The 25,028-nt window shown below is 58.1% G+C and carries 11 protein-coding genes, 4 tRNA genes and 7 rRNA genes; 5 read left to right on the top strand and 17 right to left on the bottom strand.

Features of this window, described 5'->3' with window-relative positions; genetic code table 11:
- Nucleotides 1-70: 70 nt before the first annotated feature.
- A complete protein-coding gene (locus AC0IYS_RS02650; protein WP_315400047.1) occupies nt 71-1,264 on the top strand; it encodes a M20 aminoacylase family protein in 1,194 nt (397 codons plus the stop codon).
- A gap of 52 nt (nt 1,265-1,316) precedes the next feature.
- Here the strand turns inward: AC0IYS_RS02650 and AC0IYS_RS02645 are convergent, their stop codons facing one another.
- Complete coding sequence (locus tag AC0IYS_RS02645; protein ID WP_315400049.1) at nt 1,317-2,207, bottom strand: NAD(P)-dependent oxidoreductase; 891 nt, start codon at nt 2,205-2,207, stop codon at nt 1,317-1,319.
- Nucleotides 2,208-2,323: 116 nt separating this feature from the next.
- Between AC0IYS_RS02645 and AC0IYS_RS02640 the strand changes: the two genes are divergently transcribed.
- Nucleotides 2,324-2,866, top strand: coding sequence for an acyloxyacyl hydrolase (locus tag AC0IYS_RS02640; protein ID WP_471703709.1), 543 nt, complete (start codon nt 2,324-2,326; stop codon nt 2,864-2,866).
- Between the two features lie 53 nt (nt 2,867-2,919).
- On the opposite strand, the gene AC0IYS_RS02635 is transcribed toward AC0IYS_RS02640, so the two are convergent.
- The 8 genes from AC0IYS_RS02635 to AC0IYS_RS02600 all read right to left on the bottom strand — a co-directional run bounded on the left by AC0IYS_RS02635 (nt 2,920) and on the right by AC0IYS_RS02600 (nt 12,167).
- Complete coding sequence (locus AC0IYS_RS02635; RefSeq protein ID WP_471703708.1) at nt 2,920-5,301, bottom strand: TonB-dependent siderophore receptor; 2,382 nt, start codon at nt 5,299-5,301, stop codon at nt 2,920-2,922.
- A gap of 130 nt (nt 5,302-5,431) precedes the next feature.
- Nucleotides 5,432-6,439 carry a FecR domain-containing protein gene (locus tag AC0IYS_RS02630; RefSeq protein WP_471703707.1) on the bottom strand — a complete coding sequence of 336 codons (1,008 nt, stop codon included), beginning with the start codon at nt 6,437-6,439 and terminating at the stop codon, nt 5,432-5,434.
- Nucleotides 6,423-6,920 carry a sigma-70 family RNA polymerase sigma factor gene (locus AC0IYS_RS02625; protein WP_471703706.1) on the bottom strand — a complete coding sequence of 166 codons (498 nt, stop codon included), beginning with the start codon at nt 6,918-6,920 and terminating at the stop codon, nt 6,423-6,425. Before AC0IYS_RS02625 ends, AC0IYS_RS02630 begins: the two co-directional genes overlap by 17 nt.
- Before the next feature lie 99 nt (nt 6,921-7,019).
- A 5S ribosomal RNA gene (rrf, locus tag AC0IYS_RS02620) occupies nt 7,020-7,132 on the bottom strand.
- 135 nt (nt 7,133-7,267) lie between these two features.
- Nucleotides 7,268-10,141, bottom strand: a 23S ribosomal RNA gene (locus AC0IYS_RS02615).
- A 242-nt stretch (nt 10,142-10,383) separates the two neighbouring features.
- A tRNA-Ala gene (locus AC0IYS_RS02610) sits at nt 10,384-10,459 on the bottom strand.
- A gap of 24 nt (nt 10,460-10,483) precedes the next feature.
- Nucleotides 10,484-10,560: transfer RNA gene (locus tag AC0IYS_RS02605), tRNA-Ile, on the bottom strand.
- An 80-nt stretch (nt 10,561-10,640) separates the two neighbouring features.
- Nucleotides 10,641-12,167 (bottom strand): 16S ribosomal RNA (locus AC0IYS_RS02600).
- The 16S, 23S and 5S rRNA genes sit together here with 2 tRNA genes alongside, the layout of an rRNA operon.
- A gap of 478 nt (nt 12,168-12,645) precedes the next feature.
- Here AC0IYS_RS02600 and AC0IYS_RS02595 point away from each other — a divergent pair.
- Both AC0IYS_RS02595 and AC0IYS_RS02590 read left to right on the top strand, forming a co-directional pair.
- Nucleotides 12,646-13,635 (top strand): DUF2157 domain-containing protein, encoded by a 990-nt coding sequence (locus tag AC0IYS_RS02595; RefSeq protein ID WP_471703705.1) that lies wholly within the window; start codon nt 12,646-12,648, stop codon nt 13,633-13,635.
- Nucleotides 13,551-15,185: a GDYXXLXY domain-containing protein gene (locus AC0IYS_RS02590; protein ID WP_471703704.1), complete on the top strand. Its 1,635-nt coding sequence runs from the start codon at nt 13,551-13,553 to the stop codon at nt 15,183-15,185. The genes AC0IYS_RS02595 and AC0IYS_RS02590 overlap by 85 nt, the downstream gene beginning before the upstream one ends.
- Before the next feature lie 65 nt (nt 15,186-15,250).
- Here the strand turns inward: AC0IYS_RS02590 and rrf (AC0IYS_RS02585) are convergent.
- The 6 genes from rrf (AC0IYS_RS02585) to AC0IYS_RS02560 form a co-directional block, all read right to left on the bottom strand.
- Nucleotides 15,251-15,363, bottom strand: a 5S ribosomal RNA gene (rrf, locus tag AC0IYS_RS02585).
- A gap of 122 nt (nt 15,364-15,485) precedes the next feature.
- A 5S ribosomal RNA gene (rrf, locus tag AC0IYS_RS02580) occupies nt 15,486-15,598 on the bottom strand.
- Nucleotides 15,599-15,730: 132 nt separating this feature from the next.
- Nucleotides 15,731-18,603: ribosomal RNA gene (locus AC0IYS_RS02575) — 23S ribosomal RNA — on the bottom strand.
- A 220-nt stretch (nt 18,604-18,823) separates the two neighbouring features.
- Nucleotides 18,824-18,899 (bottom strand) — tRNA-Ala (locus AC0IYS_RS02570).
- Between the two features lie 23 nt (nt 18,900-18,922).
- A tRNA-Ile gene (locus AC0IYS_RS02565) sits at nt 18,923-18,999 on the bottom strand.
- An 80-nt stretch (nt 19,000-19,079) separates the two neighbouring features.
- Nucleotides 19,080-20,608: ribosomal RNA gene (locus tag AC0IYS_RS02560) — 16S ribosomal RNA — on the bottom strand.
- Nucleotides 20,609-21,092: 484 nt separating this feature from the next.
- Between AC0IYS_RS02560 and AC0IYS_RS02555 the strand changes: the two genes are divergently transcribed.
- On the top strand, nt 21,093-23,015 hold the full coding sequence (locus AC0IYS_RS02555) for a sigma-54-dependent Fis family transcriptional regulator (RefSeq protein ID WP_471703703.1): 1,923 nt from the start codon (nt 21,093-21,095) through the stop codon (nt 23,013-23,015).
- Nucleotides 23,016-23,017: 2 nt separating this feature from the next.
- Here the strand turns inward: AC0IYS_RS02555 and AC0IYS_RS02550 are convergent, their stop codons facing one another.
- Together AC0IYS_RS02550 and adh are read right to left on the bottom strand one after the other, a co-directional pair.
- Nucleotides 23,018-23,389 carry a DUF779 domain-containing protein gene (locus AC0IYS_RS02550; protein WP_471703702.1) on the bottom strand — a complete coding sequence of 124 codons (372 nt, stop codon included), beginning with the start codon at nt 23,387-23,389 and terminating at the stop codon, nt 23,018-23,020.
- Between the two features lie 2 nt (nt 23,390-23,391).
- On the bottom strand, nt 23,392-24,912 hold the full coding sequence (gene adh / locus AC0IYS_RS02545; protein ID WP_471703701.1) for an aldehyde dehydrogenase: 1,521 nt from the start codon (nt 24,910-24,912) through the stop codon (nt 23,392-23,394).
- Between the last annotated feature and the right edge of the window lie 116 nt (nt 24,913-25,028).

The raw sequence follows: 25,028 nt of genomic DNA, 5'->3' as shown, positions 1-25,028 counted from the left end.
TCGCGTGACAAGGGCTACAATGGCTATTCTCGCTACTCACAAGGCAAGCGAACCCATTTTGGAGAAGCACATGAAACTAGTTGATCCCATCATTGCCTTTCAATCCGAATTGCAGCACATCCGGCGCGACCTGCACGCCCATCCGGAGCTTTGCTATGAAGAGCAGCGCACCTCCGACGTGGTCGCCGACAAGCTGACGGAATGGGGCATCCCCGTGATTCGCGGCCTCGGGCTCACCGGCGTGGTCGGGATCATCAAGAACGGCAGCTCGCCGCGGGCGATCGGCCTGCGCGCCGACATGGACGCGCTGCCGATGCAGGAGGTCAATACCTTCGCGCACGCGTCGCGCCATGCCGGCAAGATGCACGCCTGCGGCCACGACGGCCACACGGCCATGCTGCTGGGCGCGGCCAAACACCTGGCCGAGCACCGCAACTTCGACGGCACTGTGTATGTGGTGTTCCAGCCGGCCGAGGAAGGCGGCGCCGGCGCGCGCCGCATGATCGAGGACGGCCTGTTCGAGCAATGTCCGATGGACGCGATTTACGGCATGCACAACTGGCCCGGCATTGCGTCCGGCCACATGAGCGTGGTCGAAGGGCCGATGATGGCTTCCAGTAACGAGTTTTACCTGACCATCAAGGGCAAAGGCGCCCACGCGGCGCAACCGCACAAGGGCATCGATCCGGTGATGGTGGCGGTGCAGATCGCGCAGAGCTGGCAGACCATTATCTCGCGGCAAAAGAGTCCGCTCGATACGGCGGTGCTGTCGATTACGCAGATCCATGCGGGCAGCGCCACCAATGTCATTCCGGACGAGGCGAAGATGGTCGGCACCGTGCGCACCTTTACCACGCCGGTGCTCGACATGATCGAGACGCGCATGGGCGAGATCGCGCAGCACACGGCGGCGGCGTTCGGCGCCGAGGTCGACTACAAGTTCCGACGAAATTATCCGCCGCTGGTCAATCATGCGGCCGAGACGCGTTTCGCGGTCGAGGTCATGAAGGAGGTCGTGGGGGCCGACAAGGTGGACGACAATGTCGAGCCGACCATGGGGGCGGAGGATTTCGCGTTCTTCCTGCAGGCTAAGCCGGGGTGCTATATCTTCATCGGCAATGGCGAGGGCGATCACCGCGATGGCGGCCATGGGCTGGGGCCTTGCGTGCTGCACAACGGTAGCTATGATTTCAACGACAATCTGCTGCCCGTGGGGGCGAGCTTTTGGGTGCGGTTGGCGGAGCGGAGTTTGCCGTTGAATTAAATCACGACGCGGCGCGCGCCTTGGCGGATTACGGCGTGCCGCCTAACCCGCCCTACGTGGTCTGGTCCCGAGCCGTTCCTACCCGTTGCCCGGGGTTGATCGCTTCCAACCCCACCAATGCCGCCGAATGGTCGGCTTGCGGCATGGTCTCGGCCAATACCCTGTAGCGCTCGGTCACCAACTCGGTCACCGGCAGTGTCACCCCGGCCGCTTCGGCCGCCGCCAGGATGTTGCGCTGATCCTTCAACTGCGTGGCGACCTTGCCGCCGGCGACGAAATTTCGCTCCAGCATGCGCTGGCCATGCACATCCAATATCTTGCTCTCGGCGAAACCGCCACGGATCGCCGCGCGCATCGCCGCCGGGTCCGCGCCGGCCGCTTGCGCCAGCAACATCGCCTCGGCCACGATATTGATCGTCGCGCCGACTATCAATTGGTTGCACAGCTTGGCCACCTGCCCGCTGCCGGCAGGGCCGACCAGCGTCGGCCGTCCCATCGCCGTCAACACCGGCTCCGCCTCGGCGAAGTCGGCGCGATCGCCACCGGCCATGATCGCCAGCGTGCCGGCCGCCGCGCCGCCAACGCCGCCCGAGACCGGCGCATCGACGAAACGCTTGCCCTCGGCCCGCAACAGCGCGTGGAACGCTTGCGCCTCCGCCTGTTGCGTCGAACTCATGTCCACCCACAATGCGTTCGGCGCCAGAGCCGGCAAGGCGTCGCGCATCACTTGCGCCACGATCGGCCCCGCCTCCAGCATGGAGATGACGATGCCGGCATCGCGCACGGCCTGCGCCAAGCTCGCCACCGCCAGCGCGCCGGCCGGCGCCAGCGCTTCCGCCTTGGCAAAGGTGCGGTTCCAGGCCGTAACGGAATGGCCGGCCGCCAGCAGGCGGCGTACCATCGGGTCTCCCATCAAGCCGATACCGAGAAATGTGATTCGCATAGACAATTCCGCTCCTGGACTAATCAAAACAACGGTGCGCCGGAAGAAATTTCGGAACACCGGTACAATCTTGGCAGCCGTATACACATGAATACAGCACTCAATACAAGGATACTATGTTCGCGAAAACAATGATGGCAGCAGCGGTTGCGCTGTTGATGAGCCAGGCCGCGTCGGCCCAACAACTGGTCGACTCGGTGTCGGTGGACTACGGCACGGCGTCGAAGCAACGTATGGTTCGACTGAGCGCGGCCAAGGATTGGGACGTCAGGTGGTTCCAGTCGAACGGCACGCACCTGAGCGGCTACTGGGAAGGCAGCGCCGGCTACTGGCGCCAGAACCAATACCGCAACGTGCCGGGCCAGGAAAAAAGCCTGTGGGACGTCGGCTTTACCCCGGTTTTCCGCTTCCAGAATGACAACAAGAAGGGGATTTACTACGAGGCCGGCGTCGGTGTCCACCTGTTGTCGAGCCTGTATAGGAACGACGGCAAGGAATTGTCGACCGCTTTCCAGTTCGGCGACCACATTGGCATCGGCTATGTCATGCAGAACAATTGGGAAGTCGCCCTCAAGTTGCAGCACTTCTCCAACGGCAGCATCAAGAGTCCGAACGGCGGCGCGAACTTCCTCGAAGTCAAAGCCGCTTACCACTTCTAAGCCGGCTCCAGCCAAAAAAGCCCATGTGCGCGATGCCCACATGGGCTTTTTTGTTACCAGTGGTACCTGGCGGATGCCACGACGGTACGCTCGCGCCCCATGTAGCATTCGCCGTGGTAGCAGATCGTGTTGTATTTCCTGTCCAGCGCATTGCTGGCGGTGAGCGCGAAACGCCACGGTCCCGTGTCGTAGCGCAGCGAGGCGTTCAATAGCGTAAAGGCGCTTTCGTTATTGCTGTTGACCTCGTCGTTCGGCCGCTCGCCGACATAGTTGAGCCCTCCCCCGACTCCGAAGCCGCCGCCCAGCGCGTAGTCCAGCCACACCGAGGCGGTGCGCTCGGGGACGGTGGCCGGAACCTTGCCGACCTCGGTGGCGTCGGCGCTCTCAAGCACTTTCAAGTCCAGCGCGGTGAACGATGCGGTGGCGCTCAGTTGACGGGTCAACGCCGCCTTGGCCTCAACTTCCAGTCCGCGCGAGCGCTGCTTGCCGATCTGGCGGGCGTCGCCGGTGATATTGTCGTAGGTGACGACATTGGTCTTGCGCAAATCGAACAGCGCCACCGTGAACAGGCTGGCGCCGCCGTCCGGCTGGTACTTCACGCCCGCCTCGACCTGCTTGCCACGGCTGGGCTTGAACGGATTGTTGCTGGCGTCGGCGCCGCTGACCGGCAGGAACGAGCTGGCGTAGCTGACATAGGGCGCCCATCCCTGTCCGATCAGATAGCTCAGGCCGGCCCGGCCGCTGAAGGCGTCGTCGCTCTGCGTGGCGCGGCTGGCGTTGAGGCGGTTGGCCGTCACGCTGGCGACGTGGTCCTGGCGGCCGCCGACGGTGGCGACCCAGCGCCCGCCGAAGCGGATCTGGTCCTGCGCATAGAGGCCGACCTGGTCCATTTTCTGCGTGAAGTCGGCGGTCGGCGTGCGCGGCGCGGGGATCGCCATGCCATAGAGCGGATTGAGCAGGTCCAACCCGGGCGCGGCGCCGCGAAAGCGGTACGCGGTGCCGTCGGTATGATTCCAGTCCAGGCCGAACAGCACGGCGTGCTCGGCGCCGCCCGCGCGCAGCGCGCCATGTAACTGGGAATCAAGCGATGTCTGCTTGAGCCGGTCGTCCCACGAGCGCGTGCTGCGCGACAGCGTGTGGCCGTCGGCCTCCAGCGCGTCGCCCCACAAGGCGTTGCGTTCGATAGCGATGTCGCTGTGGCGGGCGTTCTGGCGCAGCGACCAGCTGTCGTTGAAAGCGTGCTCGAGCTGGTACCCGACCGAGTACTGGTCCTGTTTGAAGCGGCTGAACGAAGGGTCGCCGTACTTGATGTGGCGGATGCCGCCGGCCACGGGGAAATTGACGTAATACGGGTCTTCGTCGGATTTGTCCTTGATGAACTCGGTCAGCAGCGTCAGCGAGGTGGACGCGTCGGCCTGCCAGCGCAGCGACGGCGCCAGGTAGGCGCGGCTACGGTTGATGCGGTCGCCATCGGGATAGCGGTCCTGGTCGTCGCTGTCGAGCGCCAGGCCCAACACGCGGTAGGCCAGCGCGCCGTCGTCGCCGACCGCGCCGCCCACATCGACCGCGACCTGCTTGCGGTTGAAGCTGCCATATTGCACCTCGATCTCGCGCCTGGGGTCGGCGCCGGGCGTCTTGCTGACCCGGTTGATGACGCCGCCCGCGTCGCCCTGGCCGAACAGCACCGAGGCCGGTCCGCGCAACACTTCGACCCGCTCCAGTCCCCACGGCTCGGTCATGCGGTAGACCACGCCGAATTGCGTCTGCGGCAGGCCATCGCGGTAGCTGCTGGAGTTGCCGGGAAAGCCGCGCAGCGAAATGTATTCCCAGCCACGGTTGTCGGGGCCGTAGGCGGCCACCGCGATACCCGGCGTCTGCGCGACCACGTCCATGATGTCGAGCGCGCCGCGCGCCTCCATCTCGGCGCGGCCGATCACCGAGATCGACTGCGGAATCTCGCGCAGCGCCGTGTTGGTCTTGGTGCCGGTGGCGCTACGGGTGGCAACGTAGCCGTTGACCGGGCCGGCGGCCGTTTCCCGCTCCAGTTCACCTGTGACGGTCACGGCAGGCAGCGTGGCGGTGGCCGGCAGCGGCCGCGCCGGCGCCTTCGACAACAGATAGCTGCCGTTGGGCTGGCGCGTCGCCCGCAGGCCGGTGCCGGCCAGCAGCGCCTCGAGCCCCTGCTCGATGGTGTGGTTGCCCTGCAGACCGGCGCTGCGCAGCCTGGCTGTGCTATCGGGGCTGAACGACAGCAGGATGCCGGCCTCGCGGCCGAAGCTGCTCAAGGCGTCCTCCAGCGTGGAGGGCGGAATGTTGTAGGCGCGCTGTTGCGCCGTGGCGGGCGCGGCCACCACACAGGCGGCCAGCGCGACCAGGCCGGCGTTGACGATGATGGATACCTGATGGGGCCGGCCTTGCGGACGATGACGATTCATTGCAAATCCTTCGCTGACGATTAAAGATGAGTGCTCTCATCTTGTCTGTCCCGCGAAAATGGAAAACGGACCACTTGGGCACCGAGCGTGTCCATCATCGTCGTTGGCCACCGGCGGCTTGCACGGCGGATTACGCTTCGCTAATCCGCCCTATGCGATCAAACCTGACGCCTACGGTTTGTAAGCCCCAGAAGCGCGCGACCGTTTCGATCCGTAACGACAGCAACGCGGCGAGGGTCTCGAGCACGCGGTCAATGTCGGCCAGAGGATACGAGCCGGAGACGCGCAAGTCGGCGACCTCCGGCGCGCAGGACATCGACAGCGCGCTATACCGGCTCAGCTCCGACAGGAAATCGCCCAGTCGCATCGACTTGGCAACGATGAAGCCGTCGGTCCAGGCGATGCTATCGGGATTGGCGACGGTCTGCGCGCCGACAGCGTCAACTGTGAACCGCGCTCGAGCGCCGGCACCGAGCAGCCGCGATGGCGCGCCCGGCGCGCGCGGCTCGACGCGTACCGCACCGGCGTACACGGCGACATCGGTCGACGATTCCAGTAGACGGACCGCATAGCGCGTGCCCAAGGCCCGCGCTATGCCGTGGTCCGTCTCAATCAGGAAGGGGCGGCCGCCGGCGTCCTTGGCGGTGCTGACCAGAATCTCGCCGGCGATGAGGCGCACGCGCCGCTCGCTGGCGGTATAAGCGATATTGACGGCACTGCCGGAATTGAGCGCCAGCGTGCCGCCGTCGGCCAGCGTGATGGTTCGGCGTTCGCCTGTCGCGGTGCGCTGGTCGGCGGTCCACTCGGCCCAGCGGGTTCGGTCGCGCACGGTCCAAGTGGCGCCGCCGGCGAACAAGAGCACCGTCAGCGAGGCCAGCGCTTTGCGGCGCCCTGCCGACGACGGCGGTGTCAGGGCCGCATGGGCCACCTCGCGTTGCACCGACGCCGCCAGCTGGAACTTGCCATTGACCGACTCGATGCGCTGCCAGGCCCGTTCGTGGTCGGGATGGGCGGCGCGCCAGCGCCGCAAGGCCTCCAGGGATTCGGCAGAAATGTTCTCCGCTTGCAGGTCGACCAGCCACTCGACCGCGCGCAGAGCCACCTCGGGCGGCAGCAGCCGCTCAGCTACCGAAGACATCGGCGAAATAGCATTGCCGCGCGGCGCGTACCAGATAGCGTTTCACGGTGGTGATGGAGATGTCCATGGCCCGGGCTACATCGGCGTGGTTCAAACCATCGAGCTGGGTGAGCAGAAACGCGCGCCGCACGGGCGCCGGCAAGCCGTCGAGCATGCGGTCGATTTCATGCAGCGTTTCGAGCAGGATCGCCCGGTCCTCCTCGGATGGCGCGCAGGCCTCCGGCACCATCGCCAACGCCTCCAGATAAGCCTGCTCCAACTGCTGCCGGCGCCAGTGATTGGCCAGTACCCGCTTTGCCACCGTGGTCAGAAATGCCCGCGGCTCATTGAGAACCCCGACTTGATCTCGGCTCAGCAGCCGCATGAAAGTGTCGTGCGCCAAGTCGGCGGCGGTATGGGAGTCCCCCAGCTTACGGCGCAGCCAGTCCTTGAGCCATCCATGATGGTCTGTGTAGAGCGTATCGTTCTGCTGAAGTAACATGGACGGAGAGCTTGGAAATGAGAACCATTCGCATTCTACACCGTATAGACGAAAAAAAGCCCCGACCAGATCACTGGAAGGGGCTTTTTCATATAACTAGCCTGACGATAACCTACTTTCACACTGGTTGCAGCACTATCATCGGCGCAGAGTTGTTTCACGGTCCTGTTCGGGATGGGAAGGGGTGGGACCAACTTGCTATGGTCATCAGGCATTGACTTGTCCGAGTGGTCGTTCCCTGTTGGGCAACGGCACTCTAATCTGGAATCAGTAAGTAATATGGGTAATGAAGTTGTATCAACGCTCGCACAACGTACTTCTCATTCACCACAACCTGCTAAGGTTATAGGGACAAGCCGTACGGGCAATTAGTATCAGTTAGCTTAATGCATTACTGCACTTCCACACCTGACCTATCAACGTCCTGGTCTCGAACGACCCTTCAAAGAGCTCAAGGCTCTGGGAAATCTCATCTTAAGGCAAGTTTCCCGCTTAGATGCTTTCAGCGGTTATCTCTTCCAGACTTAGCTACCCGGCAATGCCACTGGCGTGACAACCGGTACACCAGAGGTCTGTCCACTCCGGTCCTCTCGTACTAGGAGCAGCCCCCTTCAAATTTCCAACGCCCACGGCAGATAGGGACCAAACTGTCTCACGACGTTTTAAACCCAGCTCACGTACCACTTTAAATGGCGAACAGCCATACCCTTGGGACCGGCTACAGCCCCAGGATGTGATGAGCCGACATCGAGGTGCCAAACTCCCCCGTCGATATGAACTCTTGGGAGGAATCAGCCTGTTATCCCCAGAGTACCTTTTATCCGTTGAGCGATGGCCCTTCCATACAGAACCACCGGATCACTATGTCCTACTTTCGTACCTGCTCGACTTGTCAGTCTCGCAGTTAAGCACGCTTATGCCATTGCACTATTAGCACGATGTCCGACCGTACCTAGCGTACCTTCGAACTCCTCCGTTACACTTTAGGAGGAGACCGCCCCAGTCAAACTGCCTACCATGCACTGTCCCCGACCCGGATAACGGGCCAAGGTTAGAACCTCGGAATGAACCAGGGTGGTATTTCAAGGTTGGCTCCACGAGAACTGGCGTCCCCGCTTCAAAGCCTCCCACCTATCCTACACAGATTGATTCAAAGTCCAATGCAAAGCTACAGTAAAGGTTCATGGGGTCTTTCCGTCTAGCCGCGGGTAGATTGCATCATCACAAACACTTCAACTTCGCTGAGTCTCGGGAGGAGACAGTGTGGCCATCGTTACGCCATTCGTGCAGGTCGGAACTTACCCGACAAGGAATTTCGCTACCTTAGGACCGTTATAGTTACGGCCGCCGTTTACTGGGACTTCAATCAAGAGCTTGCACCCCATCATTTAATCTTCCAGCACCGGGCAGGCGTCACACCCTATACGTCCACTTTCGTGTTTGCAGAGTGCTGTGTTTTTATTAAACAGTCGCAGCCACCAGTTTATTGCAACCCGTTCACCCTACTGAAGTAAATCAGCCAAGCTACAAGGGCGTACCTTTTCCCGAAGTTACGGTACCAATTTGCCGAGTTCCTTCTCCCGAGTTCTCTCAAGCGCCTTAGAATACTCATCTCGCCCACCTGTGTCGGTTTGCGGTACGGTCTCGTATGACTGAAGCTTAGAGGCTTTTCTTGGAACCACTTCCGATTGCTTCGAGACCGAAGTCTCTCGTCCCGCCCCCTTGAATTACGCGCCCGGATTTGCCTAAGCGCCTTCTATGAAGCAGCAACCAACTATTCCAACAGTTGGACAACCTTCCGCGATCCGTCCCCCCATCGCATCATACGACGGTGCAGGAATATTAACCTGCTTCCCATCAGCTACGCATCTCTGCCTCGCCTTAGGGGCCGACTCACCCTGCTCCGATGAACGTTGAACAGGAAACCTTGGGCTTACGGCGTGGGGGCTTTTCACCCCCATTATCGCTACTCATGTCAGCATTCGCACTTCTGATACCTCCAGCATCCTTTACAAGACACCTTCGCAGGCTTACAGAACGCTCTCCTACCATATGCTTGCGCATATCCGCAGCTTCGGTGACTGGCTTAGCCCCGTTACATCTTCCGCGCAGGACGACTCGATCAGTGAGCTATTACGCTTTCTTTAAATGATGGCTGCTTCTAAGCCAACATCCTGACTGTTTTAGCCTTCCCACTTCGTTTTCCACTTAGCCAATCTTTGGGACCTTAGCTGGCGGTCTGGGTTGTTTCCCTCTTGACGCCGGACGTTAGCACCCGACGTCTGTCTCCCAAGCTCGCACTCATCGGTATTCGGAGTTTGCAATGGTTTGGTAAGTCGCGATGACCCCCTAGCCATAACAGTGCTCTACCCCCGATGGTGATACTTGAGGCACTACCTAAATAGTTTTCGGAGAGAACCAGCTATTTCCAAGTTTGTTTAGCCTTTCACCCCTACCCACAGCTCATCCCCTAATTTTTCAACATTAGTGGGTTCGGACCTCCAGTGCGTGTTACCGCACCTTCATCCTGGCCATGAGTAGATCACTTGGTTTCGGGTCTACACCCAGCGACTATCGCCCTGTTCGGACTCGATTTCTCTACGGCTTCCCTATATGGTTAACCTTGCCACTGAATGTAAGTCGCTGACCCATTATACAAAAGGTACGCAGTCACGGAACAAGTCCGCTCCTACTGTTTGTATGCACACGGTTTCAGGATCTATTTCACTCCCCTCCCGGGGTTCTTTTCGCCTTTCCCTCACGGTACTGGTTCACTATCGGTCGATTACGAGTATTTAGCCTTGGAGGATGGTCCCCCCATATTCAGACAGGATTTCTCGTGTCCCGCCCTACTTGTCGCACGCTTAGTTCCACACATCGCATTTCACATACGGGGCTATCACCCGCTATGGCTCCTATTTCCAGAGGATTCTGTTATGCGTCGTGCTAAAACGTGCAGGCTCTTCCCATTTCGCTCGCCACTACTTTGGGAATCTCGGTTGATTTATTTTCCTGCAGCTACTTAGATGTTTCAGTTCGCCGCGTTCGCTTTGCATACCTATGTATTCAGTATGCAATGACCTAAAAGGCCGGGTTTCCCCATTCGGAAATCTGCGGATCAAAGCTTGTTTGCTAGCTCCCCGCAGCTTATCGCAAGCTACTACGTCCTTCATCGCCTGTAATCGCCAAGGCATCCACCATGTGCACTTATTCACTTGTCCCTATAACGTTAGCCCCTGCGCCGCTGACCGCGCGTCTACAAGGAGCGTTTATAGGAATAAGAAGTACTACGTTGTTGCGTTTGTTGATACATACAATCATTACCCATCGCGCCACCTGTCGGTGACACGATCAATAAAAATTTACTTACTTCTTCCAGATTGTTAAAGAACGTACAGCACTTGATCTCTAAAAGATCAAACATAAACATACGCCGCTTGGCGTTGCTTGCATTTGAACTTTTTGGTGGAGGATGACGGGATCGAACCGACGACCCCCTGCTTGCAAAGCAGGTGCTCTCCCAGCTGAGCTAATCCCCCTGAGATTTACTACTAGGGTAAAACTGGTAGGGCTGGTTGGACTCGAACCAACGACCCCCGCGTTATCAACACGGTGCTCTAACCAGCTGAGCTACAGCCCCAAATGCTGTTCTTTATATTGACAGTCGATAAGTGTGAACGCTTGATGAGTGAATCATTTACATGATTCGTGCCACTCTAGAAAGGAGGTGATCCAGCCGCACCTTCCGATACGGCTACCTTGTTACGACTTCACCCCAGTCACGAATCCTACCGTGGTAAGCGCCCTCCTTGCGGTTAAGCTACCTACTTCTGGTAAAACCCGCTCCCATGGTGTGACGGGCGGTGTGTACAAGACCCGGGAACGTATTCACCGCGACATGCTGATCCGCGATTACTAGCGATTCCAACTTCATGCAGTCGAGTTGCAGACTACAATCCGGACTACGATACACTTTCTGCGATTAGCTCCCCCTCGCGGGTTGGCGGCGCTCTGTATGTACCATTGTATGACGTGTGAAGCCCTACCCATAAGGGCCATGAGGACTTGACGTCATCCCCACCTTCCTCCGGTTTGTCACCGGCAGTCTCATTAGAGTGCCCTTTCGTAGCAACTAATGACAAGGGTTGCGCTCGTTGCGGGACTTAACCCAACATCTCACGACACGAGCTGACGACAGCCATGCAGCACCTGTGTGATGGTTCTCTTTCGAGCACTCCCAAATCTCTCCGGGATTCCATCCATGTCAAGGGTAGGTAAGGTTTTTCGCGTTGCATCGAATTAATCCACATCATCCACCGCTTGTGCGGGTCCCCGTCAATTCCTTTGAGTTTTAATCTTGCGACCGTACTCCCCAGGCGGTCTACTTCACGCGTTAGCTGCGTTACCAAGTCAATTAAGACCCGACAACTAGTAGACATCGTTTAGGGCGTGGACTACCAGGGTATCTAATCCTGTTTGCTCCCCACGCTTTCGTGCATGAGCGTCAGTTTTGACCCAGGGGGCTGCCTTCGCCATCGGTGTTCCTCCACATATCTACGCATTTCACTGCTACACGTGAAATCTACCCCCTCTGCCAAACTCTAGCCTTGCAGTCTCCATTGCCATTCCCAGGTTGAGCCCGGGGATTTCACAACAGACTTACAAAACCGCCTGCGCACGCTTTACGCCCAGTAATTCCGATTAACGCTTGCACCCTACGTATTACCGCGGCTGCTGGCACGTAGTTAGCCGGTGCTTATTCTTCAGGTACCGTCATTAGACCCCTGTATTAGAAAGGTCCGTTTCTTCCCTGACAAAAGAGCTTTACAACCCGAAGGCCTTCTTCACTCACGCGGCATTGCTGGATCAGGCTTGCGCCCATTGTCCAAAATTCCCCACTGCTGCCTCCCGTAGGAGTCTGGACCGTGTCTCAGTTCCAGTGTGGCTGGTCGTCCTCTCAGACCAGCTACTGATCGATGCCTTGGTAGGCTTTTACCCTACCAACTAGCTAATCAGATATCGGCCGCTCCAGGAGCATGAGGTCTTGCGATCCCCCACTTTCATCCTTAGATCGTATGCGGTATTAGCGTAACTTTCGCTACGTTATCCCCCACTCCAGGGTACGTTCCGATATATTACTCACCCGTTCGCCACTCGCCGCCAGGTTGCCCCGCGCTGCCGTTCGACTTGCATGTGTAAGGCATGCCGCCAGCGTTCAATCTGAGCCAGGATCAAACTCTTCAGTTTAATCTCTGTTACTTTTGCCGTTTTACCGGCACTCTTATTACTAAGAGGTCGCTCACTCAAAATACTGACAGGCCACTACTTTCGTAGCGCCTATTTCATTACTTCTTGTGAACATTTGATATTTTAAGTATCGCGGAACCGAGGTTCCGCGTGCACTTTCATCAAACGTCCACACTTATCGACTGTTAATTTTTAAAGAACTTTGTTTGGTACTGCTTGCACGCTTGACAAATCGTTTTGTTTGTCAGCGAAGAAGGAAGAGTATGAAGCGTTTCGCTCATTTCGTCAACCCTCTTTTTTGCCCCGCTTCACTCTGCAACACCTTGTTTTGTGTGCACCGTTTTGCGAGGAGGCGAACTATAGCAAAGCGGCGCTGTACTGACAAGGTCTATTTGTTACTTTTCCCTGCGGCGCACGGCAATATCACTCAAGTTAAAAAAAGAGTAATCTTGGCGCATCATAAATTTATGGAGTTCCCATGAATCTCCGCGTCGCGATACTCGTCCTGGCCGACAAGCACAACCTGTCGCCTGACGCCGGCCGGCAGCTCAGGCAACTTGCCGCACTGGACGCGCCGCCGCCATCGCTGCTGCGCTACTTGCCATTCGTCTTGGCCCTGCTGGCCGCAGTGCTGGTTGGACTCGGGATCGTATTCTGGGTGGCCGCCAACTGGGACGCGCTGCCGCGCACTTTCCGCTTCATCTTGATAGAGGCGATCGTGGTCTCTACACTGGTTGGCGCCTGGCACTTCTCCGTGGCGAGGGTACCGCTCTCCTTGCTGGGCTTTATCGCTTGCGGTGGCCTGTTCGCCTACTTTGGCCAAACCTACCAAACCGGCGCCGATCCTTGGCAACTCTTCGCTCTATGGGCGGCGCTCACCCTGCCCCTGTGCCTGGGCGTGCGGCACGACGTGCTGTGGGTATCATGGGTGATCGTAGCCCTGACGACGGTCCAGCTGTTTTTCCAGGCGCGGACCAACGGCTGGTGGTGGAGCTCCGGGATATCCCTTCAAAGCAGCCTGGGCTCATGGGTACCGGCCTTGATGCTGGCCCTCTTGTTCAGGTTCGCACCGCGCACCTGGGTCGGCGTCGGAGAAGGGACCGGGACTGGCCCCTGGCCCGTGCGTTTAAGCATGATTTACGCGATCATCGGCCTGGTCGCAATGTCCGTGCGCAGCCTGTTTTACGTCGCAGGCAGTGGCTTCTATCCAATCTCGCTGCTTATCGTCGCCACCCTCGCCTTTGTCTTCAGCAGGCACAGGTTGTTTGATATTTTTGTGCTCAGCGCGCTCGGCCTCGGCGCCAACGTACTGGCCGTGTGTGGCTTGATACAACTGCTGGTCTGGGCACCTGGCGATGCGATCGGCTCGTTGCTGCTGATTGGATGCGTCTCCGCCGGCATGCTGGCCGGTACCGTCAAGCTGATCGTCCACTTGGCGCGCGTGCAGACCGGGGAGCACATCTTATGAGCAAGCGCTTACATGCGTTGATACAAGCCGCGACCGCCCGAGGCATCCTACCTCCCGACACGGCGCCAAAGGAAACCGCACGGCCATGGCCAGTGATACTCATGACGGCGCTTGGCGCATGGCTGGCGGCCGTGCCGTTGCTGGGCGTGTTGTTCATGATCTTCGGCGACGCCCTGGACCGAGGCGTGCTCTGCTACGTATTTGGTGGCGTCTTCTTGTATAGCGCCGTTCACGTCTTACGATCCCGTACCGTATCGCCGTTTGTCGAGCAATTGGGTTTGCCGGTTCTGCTGGTCGGCGGCGCCCTGCTCGTTTACGGACTGTTTCGCGATCTGCCCTATGTAGCGGCCGAAGCGTTGCTGCTCCTGGTCATCGTCGGTACGGCGTGGCTGGTTCCGCAGCACTGGTTGCGCGTGCTTCTGGGCGCGCTCGCCGCCACAGTCTTCGTCCTCTTGGGCGGCACATTGATTGCGCTGGTGCTGTGGCTCATCGTTACGTACGTCGCCGACACCCGCGCGCCGTCGGGCCAGAGTGCGCGCAAGATGATATTACTCGAAGCCATGTCCAACGGCTGGATCCTGCTGACCCTGGCGGCATTGGTTTACGATTCCGGAGCGACATTCCTTTCCCCTGCTACGCTGGGGCATTTGCACGACGCCAGCGAAGTGGTTGGGCAGCGAGATACGCTGGCCAAGGTGGTCTCAGCTCTATTGGCAACCGCCGGCGCCGCTTGGCTCGGCCGCTGCTGGCCCGCGCTGCGCGCTGCGCGCTACACGGCGGCGGCCGCGATGCTGGCGTTGATGTCCTGGCTGATACCCGGTCTGGGCGCGGCCCTGCTGGCACTGTCGGCTTGCGTTGGCAGCGGCCGCTGGCGCCTGGCGGTTGCCAGCGCGATTGCGGCGTCGTGGATTGTCGGCACCTTCTACTACCAGCTGGACGTTTCCTTGGCCACCAAAGCCGCCATTATGGTCGCCATGGGCGGGGCGTTTGGCGTGATCGCATGGTTGAGCTGGAATGCAGGCGCGCGCGACGCCCCCGCCACGTCGGCGCCCAGGCCGTCCCCTGCCATCACGCCGGCGCAGCGCGCGGGCATCGCCGCGTCGCTGTTGTTGACCTTGGTGGTCTCCAATGGCGCGATCTGGCAAAAGGAAGCGCTAATCAACAGCGGCAGGCCTGTATTTATCGAACTGGCGCCCGTCGATCCGCGTTCGCTGATGCAGGGCGACTATATGGCGCTCAATTTCCAGATGCCGGCCCTGGACAGGGAAGACATCGCGACATTACGGCGCGCCATGGTTATCGCAAAAGTCGACGGCCGGGGCGTGGCGGTGATGCAGGGTTTGGTCAGTAACAAGACGCTGGCGCAGGACGAAATCCTCGTCGAGCTGGTGCAGACGGGAAGCGGCCTGCGCCCCGCCACCAATGCCTGGTATTTCAAGGAAGGCGAAGCGCAGCGCTGGTCAAAAGCGAAGTACGGGGAATTCCGGATTGATGATACGGGGCGGGCGCTGCTGGTCAATCTGCGTGGCCCTGCGCTGGAAAAGCTGTAACGCCGGCCACAATGAAAAAAGCCCCACCAGCGTTGCGCGCTCGGTGGGGCTTTTAAGTATAACTAGCTTGACGATAACCTACTTTCACACTGGTTGCAGCACTATCATCGGCGCAGAGTCGTTTCACGGTCCTGTTCGGGATGGGAAGGGGTGGGACCGACTTGCTATGGTCATCAAGCATTGACCGGTACTACTGACGTCGCGTTTCCGCGCCGCTTAAAAATTGGGGATGAAAAGACCCCATCTGCACCGAACGCGTTCTTGCGCATTCGGACGGATGAGGGCTTCTCTATATAACTAGCCTGACGATAACCTACTTTCACACTGGTTGCAGCACTATCATCGGCGCAGAGTTGTTTCACGGTCCTGTTCGGGATGGGAAGGGGTGGGACCAACTTGCTATGGTCATCAGGCATTGACTTGTACGAGCCGCGTTCTTGTGAACGTTGCTCAGAATCTGGAGAAGTAAGTAAATGGGGTAATGAAGTTGTGTATCAACGAACGCCTCAACGCACTTCTCATTCACCATAACCTGCTAAGGTTATAGGGACAAGCCGTACGGGCAATTAGTATCAGTTAGCTTAATGCATTACTGCACTTCCACACCTGACCTATCAACGTCCTGGTCTCGAACGACCCTTCAAAGAGCTCAAGGCTCTGGGAAATCTCATCTTAAGGCAAGTTTCCCGCTTAGATGCTTTCAGCGGTTATCTCTTCCAGACTTAGCTACCCGGCAATGCCACTGGCGTGACAACCGGTACACCAGAGGTCTGTCCACTCCGGTCCTCTCGTACTAGGAGCAGCCCCCTTCAAATTTCCAACGCCCACGGCAGATAGGGACCAAACTGTCTCACGACGTTTTAAACCCAGCTCACGTACCACTTTAAATGGCGAACAGCCATACCCTTGGGACCGGCTACAGCCCCAGGATGTGATGAGCCGACATCGAGGTGCCAAACTCCCCCGTCGATATGAACTCTTGGGAGGAATCAGCCTGTTATCCCCAGAGTACCTTTTATCCGTTGAGCGATGGCCCTTCCATACAGAACCACCGGATCACTATGTCCTACTTTCGTACCTGCTCGACTTGTCAGTCTCGCAGTTAAGCACGCTTATGCCATTGCACTATTAGCACGATGTCCGACCGTACCTAGCGTACCTTCGAACTCCTCCGTTACACTTTAGGAGGAGACCGCCCCAGTCAAACTGCCTACCATGCACTGTCCCCGACCCGGATAACGGGCCAAGGTTAGAACCTCAAATGAACCAGGGTGGTATTTCAAGGTTGGCTCCACGAGAACTGGCGTCCCCGCTTCAAAGCCTCCCACCTATCCTACACAGATTGATTCAAAGTCCAATGCAAAGCTACAGTAAAGGTTCATGGGGTCTTTCCGTCTAGCCGCGGGTAGATTGCATCATCACAAACACTTCAACTTCGCTGAGTCTCGGGAGGAGACAGTGTGGCCATCGTTACGCCATTCGTGCAGGTCGGAACTTACCCGACAAGGAATTTCGCTACCTTAGGACCGTTATAGTTACGGCCGCCGTTTACTGGGACTTCAATCAAGAGCTTGCACCCCATCATTTAATCTTCCAGCACCGGGCAGGCGTCACACCCTATACGTCCACTTTCGTGTTTGCAGAGTGCTGTGTTTTTATTAAACAGTCGCAGCCACCAGTTTATTGCAACCCGTTCACCCTACTGAAGTAAATCAGCCAAGCTACAAGGGCGTACCTTTTCCCGAAGTTACGGTACCAATTTGCCGAGTTCCTTCTCCCGAGTTCTCTCAAGCGCCTTAGAATACTCATCTCGCCCACCTGTGTCGGTTTGCGGTACGGTCTCGTATGACTGAAGCTTAGAGGCTTTTCTTGGAACCACTTCCGATTGCTTCGAGACCGAAGTCTCTCGTCCCACTCCCTTGAATTACGCGCCCGGATTTGCCTAAGCGCCTTCTATGAAGCAGCAACCAACTATTCCAACAGTTGGACAACCTTCCGCGATCCGTCCCCCCATCGCATCATACGACGGTGCAGGAATATTAACCTGCTTCCCATCAGCTACGCATCTCTGCCTCGCCTTAGGGGCCGACTCACCCTGCTCCGATGAACGTTGAACAGGAAACCTTGGGCTTACGGCGTGGGGGCTTTTCACCCCCATTATCGCTACTCATGTCAGCATTCGCACTTCTGATACCTCCAGCATCCTTTACAAGACACCTTCGCAGGCTTACAGAACGCTCTCCTACCATATCCTTACGGATATCCGCAGCTTCGGTGACTGGCTTAGCCCCGTTACATCTTCCGCGCAGGACGACTCGATCAGTGAGCTATTACGCTTTCTTTAAATGATGGCTGCTTCTAAGCCAACATCCTGACTGTTTTAGCCTTCCCACTTCGTTTTCCACTTAGCCAATCTTTGGGACCTTAGCTGGCGGTCTGGGTTGTTTCCCTCTTGACGCCGGACGTTAGCACCCGACGTCTGTCTCCCAAGCTCGCACTCATCGGTATTCGGAGTTTGCAATGGTTTGGTAAGTCGCGATGACCCCCTAGCCATAACAGTGCTCTACCCCCGATGGTGATACTTGAGGCACTACCTAAATAGTTTTCGGAGAGAACCAGCTATTTCCAAGTTTGTTTAGCCTTTCACCCCTACCCACAGCTCATCCCCTAATTTTTCAACATTAGTGGGTTCGGACCTCCAGTGCGTGTTACCGCACCTTCATCCTGGCCATGAGTAGATCACTTGGTTTCGGGTCTACACCCAGCGACTATCGCCCTGTTCGGACTCGATTTCTCTACGGCTTCCCTATATGGTTAACCTTGCCACTGAATGTAAGTCGCTGACCCATTATACAAAAGGTACGCAGTCACGGAACAAGTCCGCTCCTACTGTTTGTATGCACACGGTTTCAGGATCTATTTCACTCCCCTCCCGGGGTTCTTTTCGCCTTTCCCTCACGGTACTGGTTCACTATCGGTCGATTACGAGTATTTAGCCTTGGAGGATGGTCCCCCCATATTCAGACAGGATTTCTCGTGTCCCGCCCTACTTGTCGCACGCTTAGTTCCACACATCGCATTTCACATACGGGGCTATCACCCGCTATGGCTCCTATTTCCAGAGGATTCTGTTATGCGTCATGCTAAAACGTGCAGGCTCTTCCCATTTCGCTCGCCACTACTTTGGGAATCTCGGTTGATTTATTTTCCTGCAGCTACTTAGATGTTTCAGTTCGCCGCGTTCGCTTTGCATACCTATGTATTCAGTATGCAATGACCTAAAAGGCCGGGTTTCCCCATTCGGAAATCTGCGGATCAAAGCTTGTTTGCTAGCTCCCCGCAGCTTATCGCAAGCTACTACGTCCTTCATCGCCTGTAATCGCCAAGGCATCCACCATGTGCACTTATTCACTTGTCCCTATAACGTTAGCCCCTTGCGACTAAACAAAGGAGCGGTTATAAGAATAAGAAGTACTACGTTGTTGCGTTTGTTGATACATACAATCATTACCCATCGCGCCACCTGTCGGTGATGCGATCAATAAAAATTTACTTACTTCTTCCAGATTGTTAAAGAACGTACAGCACTTGATCTCTAAAAGATCAAATCTAAACCTTGTGGCTTACATTTGAACTCTTGGTGGAGGATGACGGGATCGAACCGACGACCCCCTGCTTGCAAAGCAGGTGCTCTCCCAGCTGAGCTAATCCCCCTGAGATGTACTACAGGCAGAAACTGGTAGGGCTGGTTGGACTCGAACCAACGACCCCCGCGTTATCAACACGGTGCTCTAACCAGCTGAGCTACAGCCCCAAATGCTGTTCTTTATATTGACAGTCGATAAGTGTGAACGCTTGATGAGTGAATCATTTACATGATTCGTGCCACTCTAGAAAGGAGGTGATCCAGCCGCACCTTCCGATACGGCTACCTTGTTACGACTTCACCCCAGTCACGAATCCTACCGTGGTAAGCGCCCTCCTTGCGGTTAAGCTACCTACTTCTGGTAAAACCCGCTCCCATGGTGTGACGGGCGGTGTGTACAAGACCCGGGAACGTATTCACCGCGACATGCTGATCCGCGATTACTAGCGATTCCAACTTCATGCAGTCGAGTTGCAGACTACAATCCGGACTACGATACACTTTCTGCGATTAGCTCCCCCTCGCGGGTTGGCGGCGCTCTGTATGTACCATTGTATGACGTGTGAAGCCCTACCCATAAGGGCCATGAGGACTTGACGTCATCCCCACCTTCCTCCGGTTTGTCACCGGCAGTCTCATTAGAGTGCCCTTTCGTAGCAACTAATGACAAGGGTTGCGCTCGTTGCGGGACTTAACCCAACATCTCACGACACGAGCTGACGACAGCCATGCAGCACCTGTGTGATGGTTCTCTTTCGAGCACTCCCAAATCTCTCCGGGATTCCATCCATGTCAAGGGTAGGTAAGGTTTTTCGCGTTGCATCGAATTAATCCACATCATCCACCGCTTGTGCGGGTCCCCGTCAATTCCTTTGAGTTTTAATCTTGCGACCGTACTCCCCAGGCGGTCTACTTCACGCGTTAGCTGCGTTACCAAGTCAATTAAGACCCGACAACTAGTAGACATCGTTTAGGGCGTGGACTACCAGGGTATCTAATCCTGTTTGCTCCCCACGCTTTCGTGCATGAGCGTCAGTTTTGACCCAGGGGGCTGCCTTCGCCATCGGTGTTCCTCCACATATCTACGCATTTCACTGCTACACGTGGAATTCTACCCCCCTCTGCCAAACTCTAGCCTTGCAGTCTCCATTGCCATTCCCAGGTTGAGCCCGGGGATTTCACAACAGACTTACAAAACCGCCTGCGCACGCTTTACGCCCAGTAATTCCGATTAACGCTTGCACCCTACGTATTACCGCGGCTGCTGGCACGTAGTTAGCCGGTGCTTATTCTTCAGGTACCGTCATTAGACCCCTGTATTAGAAAGGTCCGTTTCTTCCCTGACAAAAGAGCTTTACAACCCGAAGGCCTTCTTCACTCACGCGGCATTGCTGGATCAGGCTTGCGCCCATTGTCCAAAATTCCCCACTGCTGCCTCCCGTAGGAGTCTGGACCGTGTCTCAGTTCCAGTGTGGCTGGTCGTCCTCTCAGACCAGCTACTGATCGATGCCTTGGTAGGCTTTTACCCTACCAACTAGCTAATCAGATATCGGCCGCTCCAGGAGCATGAGGTCTTGCGATCCCCCACTTTCATCCTTAGATCGTATGCGGTATTAGCGTAACTTTCGCTACGTTATCCCCCACTCCAGGGTACGTTCCGATATATTACTCACCCGTTCGCCACTCGCCGCCAGGTTGCCCCGCGCTGCCGTTCGACTTGCATGTGTAAGGCATGCCGCCAGCGTTCAATCTGAGCCAGGATCAAACTCTTCAGTTTAATCTCTGTTACTTTTGCCGTTTTACCGGCACTCTTATTGCTAAGAGGTCGCTCACTCAAAATACTGACAGGCCACTACTTTCGTAGCGCCTATTTCATTACTTCTTGTGAACATTTGATATTTTAAGTATCGCGGAACCGAAGCTCCGCGTGCACTTTCATCAAACGTCCACACTTATCGACTGTTAATTTTTAAAGAACGTGTATTCGGTGATACTGGTACTGCTTGCACGCTTGACAAATCGTTTTGTTCGTCAGCGCAGAAGAAAGAGTATGAAGCGTTTCGCTTATTTCGTCAACCCCTCAACCACTTCTTCTTTTCTCGTTTCACTCTGCATTTGCATGCGTTGTTCTGCGAGGGGGCGAACTATAGCAAAGCCGGGATTGAACTGACAAGGTTTATTTTTGCTCTAGCGCCGCGTGCGCATCGCGGGGTGCTACATTAAGGTCCAGAGCCGCCAACGGCCACCGGAGACCGAGACAAATGGAACGCCACACCGCGCCACATCTGAGCACGGCATGGGAAGACACCATGCCGCTGATTATCGAAACCTCGCACCGCCGCTCCCGGCAGTACGGACTGCGTCCGGACTCCGCCGCCGACCTAAGCCGCGTCCCCACCGTCGACCTCTCGCTGCTGCTCGAGCAGAACCGCCTGCTCCACACCCACGCCGTGCCGGCCATGGAAACGCTGTACCAGCAGATCGTCAACACCCACAACATGGTGATCCTGACCGACGCCCATGGCGTGATCGTGCATTCCCTCGGCGACGACGACTTCCTGGAAAAGGCCAATCGCGTCGCGCTGCAGCCCGGCGCCGCCTGGTCCGAGCAAAGCAAGGGCACCAACGCCATCGGTACCGCAATTGCGGAACAGGCGCCGGTGCTGGTCCACGCGGAACAGCACTACCTGACCGCCAATCACTTCCTCACCTGCTCGGCAGCGCCGATCGCCGACCATCTGGGCAACGTCATCGGCGTGCTCGACGTGTCCGGCGACCAGCGCAGTTTTCACAAGCACACCATGGCGCTGGTGCGCATGTCCGCGCTGATGATCGAGAACCAGCTGTTCTCCGCTACCTATGAAGACTCGATCACGCTGCACTTCCACGCGCGTCCGGAGTTCATCGGCACGTTGATGGAAGGGATCGCGTCCTTCAGCCCCGGCGGACGCTTCCTCGCCGCCAACCGCAACGGCCAGTTCCAGCTGGGCCTGTCGCCGGCGGAATTGCAGTCGCACACCTTCAGCTCGCTATTCGGCTTGCCGTTGTCGGCGCTGTACGAGCACTACCGCACCGCGTCGCCTGGCCTGCTGAACCTGTGCATGCACAGCGGCGTCCGCGTGGCCGGCCGCGCCCAGCTTCGGCTGAGCAACGGTGTATTCCAGCAATCGCTGACGCACGACAAAACGGAACGCGCCGAGCGGCCCAGCGCCACCCAGGCTGCGGCGGCCAAACGCCGCCTGTCCGGCCTGCGCTACCTGCGCACCGGCGATCCCCAACTCGAGTTGGTGATCGACAAGGTCACGCGCGTGCTGGGCCACGACATTCCCATCATGATCATGGGCGAGACCGGCACCGGCAAGGAGTTGCTGGCCCAAGCGATCCATAACGATTCGCCGCGTGCGATGAGCCCTTTCGTGGCGGTCAACTGCGCGTCGATCCCGGAGACGCTGATCGAGTCGGAACTGTTCGGCTATGAGGATGGCGCCTTCACCGGCGCGCGCAAAAAAGGCGCTGTCGGCAAGATATTGCAGGCTAACGGCGGCACGCTGTTCCTCGACGAGATCGGCGACATGCCGTACAGCCTGCAGGCGAGGTTGCTGCGCGTACTACAGGAGCGCGTGGTCACGCCGCTCGGCAGCGACAAGTCGATACCGGTCAATGTGGAACTGATCTGCGCGACCAATCACAATCTGCGCGAACGCATCGCCAAAGGTTTGTTCCGCGAGGACTTGTATTACCGGCTGAACGGGCTGGTGGTCAAGCTGCCGCCGCTGCGTGATCGGACCGATCTGGAGAGCGTGGTCAAGAAGATTCTCGCGACCGAGGCGGAGAGTGGCCGCTATCGTGTTTCGGAGGAAATCCTTCGGCTGTTCCGGCGCCACCGCTGGCCGGGGAATTTTCGGCAGTTGACCAACCTGCTGCGCACGGCGGTGGTCATGGCCGGCGATGAACAGGAGATCTGCCTGCGCCATATGCCCGACGACTTTCTGGACGATATTGAAGAGGATGGCGAGCAGGCGCCACAGCAGCGCGGCAACGGCGCCGATGCCAACCTGGGAGAGATGGAGATTCACGCCATCAACAAGGCGTTGGCGGCGCACGGCGGCAATGTTTCCGCCGCCGCGCGCGCCCTCGGCATTTCGCGCAACACGATTTACCGTAAGGTGCCGAACCTCAAATAGCGCTACGGCTGTTGCTTCAACAGCGACACCTCCTCGTCGCTGAACAAGCGCGAGCGCGTCAGGAAGCGCTTGCCGGTGCCGTTGTCGAGCGAGAACATGCCGCCATTGCCGGCGACGACGTCGATGATCAGCTGCGTATGCTCCCAATAGGCGAACTGCTCGCACCCCATGTAGAACGGCGTGCCATCCAGTTCACCCAGAAACACGTCCGTATCGCTGATGTTGAACTCGCCCGCCTGGTAGCACATCGGTGTGCTGCCGTCGCAGCAGCCGCCGGACTGGAAGAACATCAGCGGCCCGTGCCGGTCGCCCAGCGCGGCGATCAGCTCGAGCGCCGCCGGCGTGGCCGTGACACGGGCGATGGCCGCGCCCATGGTCAGAAGAAGCCCAAGGCGTTGGGGCTATAGCTGACCAGCAAGTTCTTGGTCTGCTGATAGTGGTCCAGCATCATCTTGTGATTCTCGCGGCCGATGCCCGATTGCTTGTAGCCACCGAACGCGGCATGTGCCGGATACAGGTGGTAGCAATTGGTCCAGACACGGCCGGCCTGGATCGCGCGGCCGACACGGAAGGCGCGCGAACCGTCGCGCGTCCACAGCCCCGCGCCCAGCCCGTACAGCGTGTCGTTGGCGATGCGCAGCGCGTCGGCCTCGTCCTTGAAGGTCGTGACCGACACCACCGGCCCGAAAATCTCCTCCTGGAAAATGCGCATCTTGTTGTCGCCCTTGAACACGGTCGGACGCACATAGTAGCCATCCTTCATGTCGCCGCCCTGCATGTTGCGCTCGCCGCCGGCCAGCAGCTCGGCGCCCTCCTGCTTGCCAATGTCGATGTACGACATAATTTTTTCCAGCTGCTCCTGCGACGCCTGCGCGCCGAGCATGGTGGAGGCGTCGAGCGGATTGCCCTGCTTGATCGCGGCCACGCGGGCCAGCGCGCGCTCAATGAATTTCTCGTAGATCGATTCCTGGATCAGCACGCGCGACGGGCAGGTGCACACCTCGCCCTGGTTCAGCGCGAACATGGCGAACCCTTCCAGGCACTTGTCGAAGAAGGCGTCGTCGGCGTCCATCACATCGGCGAAGAAGATGTTCGGCGACTTGCCGCCCAGCTCCAGGGTCACCGGAATCAGGTTCTGCGCGGCGTATTGCATGATCAGGCGGCCGGTGCCGGTTTCACCGGTGAAAGCGATCTTGGAGATGCGCTTGTTCGACGCCAGCGGCTTGCCCGCTTCCAGCCCGAATCCGTTGACCACGTTCAACACGCCAGGCGGCAACAGATCGGCGATGATTTCCAGCAGCACCATGATCGACGCCGGCGTCTGCTCGGCCGGTTTCAACACCACGCAATTGCCTGCCGCCAACGCGGGCGCCAGCTTCCACACCGCCATCAGGATCGGGAAGTTCCACGGAATGATCTGGCCGACCACCCCGAGCGGCTCATGGAAGTGATAGGCGTAGGTTTCCGAATCGATCTGCGCCACCGAACCCTCCTGCGCGCGGATGCAGCCGGCGAAGTAACGGAAATGGTCGATCGCCAGCGGAATGTCGGCGGCGGTGGTCTCACGGATCGGCTTGCCGTTGTCAATGGTCTCGGCGGTGGCGATCAAGGCCAGGTTCGCCTCCATGCGGTCGGCGATCTTGTTGAGGATGTTGGCGCGTTCGGTCTGCGAGGTCTTGCCCCAGGCTTCCTTGGCGGCGTGCGCGGCGTCGAGCGCCAACTCGATGTCTTCAGCGGTCGAGCGCGCCACTTCGCAAAACACCTGGCCGGTGATCGGCGTGATGTTGCCGAAATATTCGCCCTTGACCGGCGCGACGAACTTGCCGCCGATGTAGTTGTCGTACCGTGGCTTGAATGGATTGGCTACGCCCAGTTTGCTGATGTCTGCGAGATTCATGTCGTCCTCTTTCTGCTGTGGTGATGTGGTGTGGTGACCATCTTTCTTTCGCAAACACCGTGCCAGCCGCCTCGACGGGCAGGTCCGGGGATTTCCCCGTTGCGCGTCTGTAAAAG

This window comes from Duganella sp. AC237, assembly GCF_979254035.1.
The sequence above is the reverse complement of the archived record's forward strand: the minus strand, read 5'-3'. Positions and strand labels throughout refer to the sequence as shown.

Excerpts from the sequence above, each read along its gene's own strand:
- AC0IYS_RS02650 (WP_315400047.1), top strand. The coding sequence starts at position 71 with ATGAAACTAGTTGATCCCATCATTGCCTTTCAATCCGAATTGCAGCAC.
- AC0IYS_RS02645 (WP_315400049.1), bottom strand. The coding sequence starts at position 2,207 with ATGCGAATCACATTTCTCGGTATCGGCTTGATGGGAGACCCGATGGTA.
- AC0IYS_RS02640 (WP_471703709.1), top strand. The coding sequence starts at position 2,324 with ATGTTCGCGAAAACAATGATGGCAGCAGCGGTTGCGCTGTTGATGAGC.
- AC0IYS_RS02635 (WP_471703708.1), bottom strand. The coding sequence starts at position 5,301 with ATGAATCGTCATCGTCCGCAAGGCCGGCCCCATCAGGTATCCATCATC.
- AC0IYS_RS02630 (WP_471703707.1), bottom strand. The coding sequence starts at position 6,439 with ATGTCTTCGGTAGCTGAGCGGCTGCTGCCGCCCGAGGTGGCTCTGCGC.
- AC0IYS_RS02625 (WP_471703706.1), bottom strand. The coding sequence starts at position 6,920 with ATGTTACTTCAGCAGAACGATACGCTCTACACAGACCATCATGGATGG.
- AC0IYS_RS02595 (WP_471703705.1), top strand. The coding sequence starts at position 12,646 with ATGAATCTCCGCGTCGCGATACTCGTCCTGGCCGACAAGCACAACCTG.
- AC0IYS_RS02590 (WP_471703704.1), top strand. The coding sequence starts at position 13,551 with ATGCGTCTCCGCCGGCATGCTGGCCGGTACCGTCAAGCTGATCGTCCA.
- AC0IYS_RS02555 (WP_471703703.1), top strand. The coding sequence starts at position 21,093 with ATGGAACGCCACACCGCGCCACATCTGAGCACGGCATGGGAAGACACC.
- AC0IYS_RS02550 (WP_471703702.1), bottom strand. The coding sequence starts at position 23,389 with ATGGGCGCGGCCATCGCCCGTGTCACGGCCACGCCGGCGGCGCTCGAG.
- adh (WP_471703701.1), bottom strand. The coding sequence starts at position 24,912 with ATGAATCTCGCAGACATCAGCAAACTGGGCGTAGCCAATCCATTCAAG.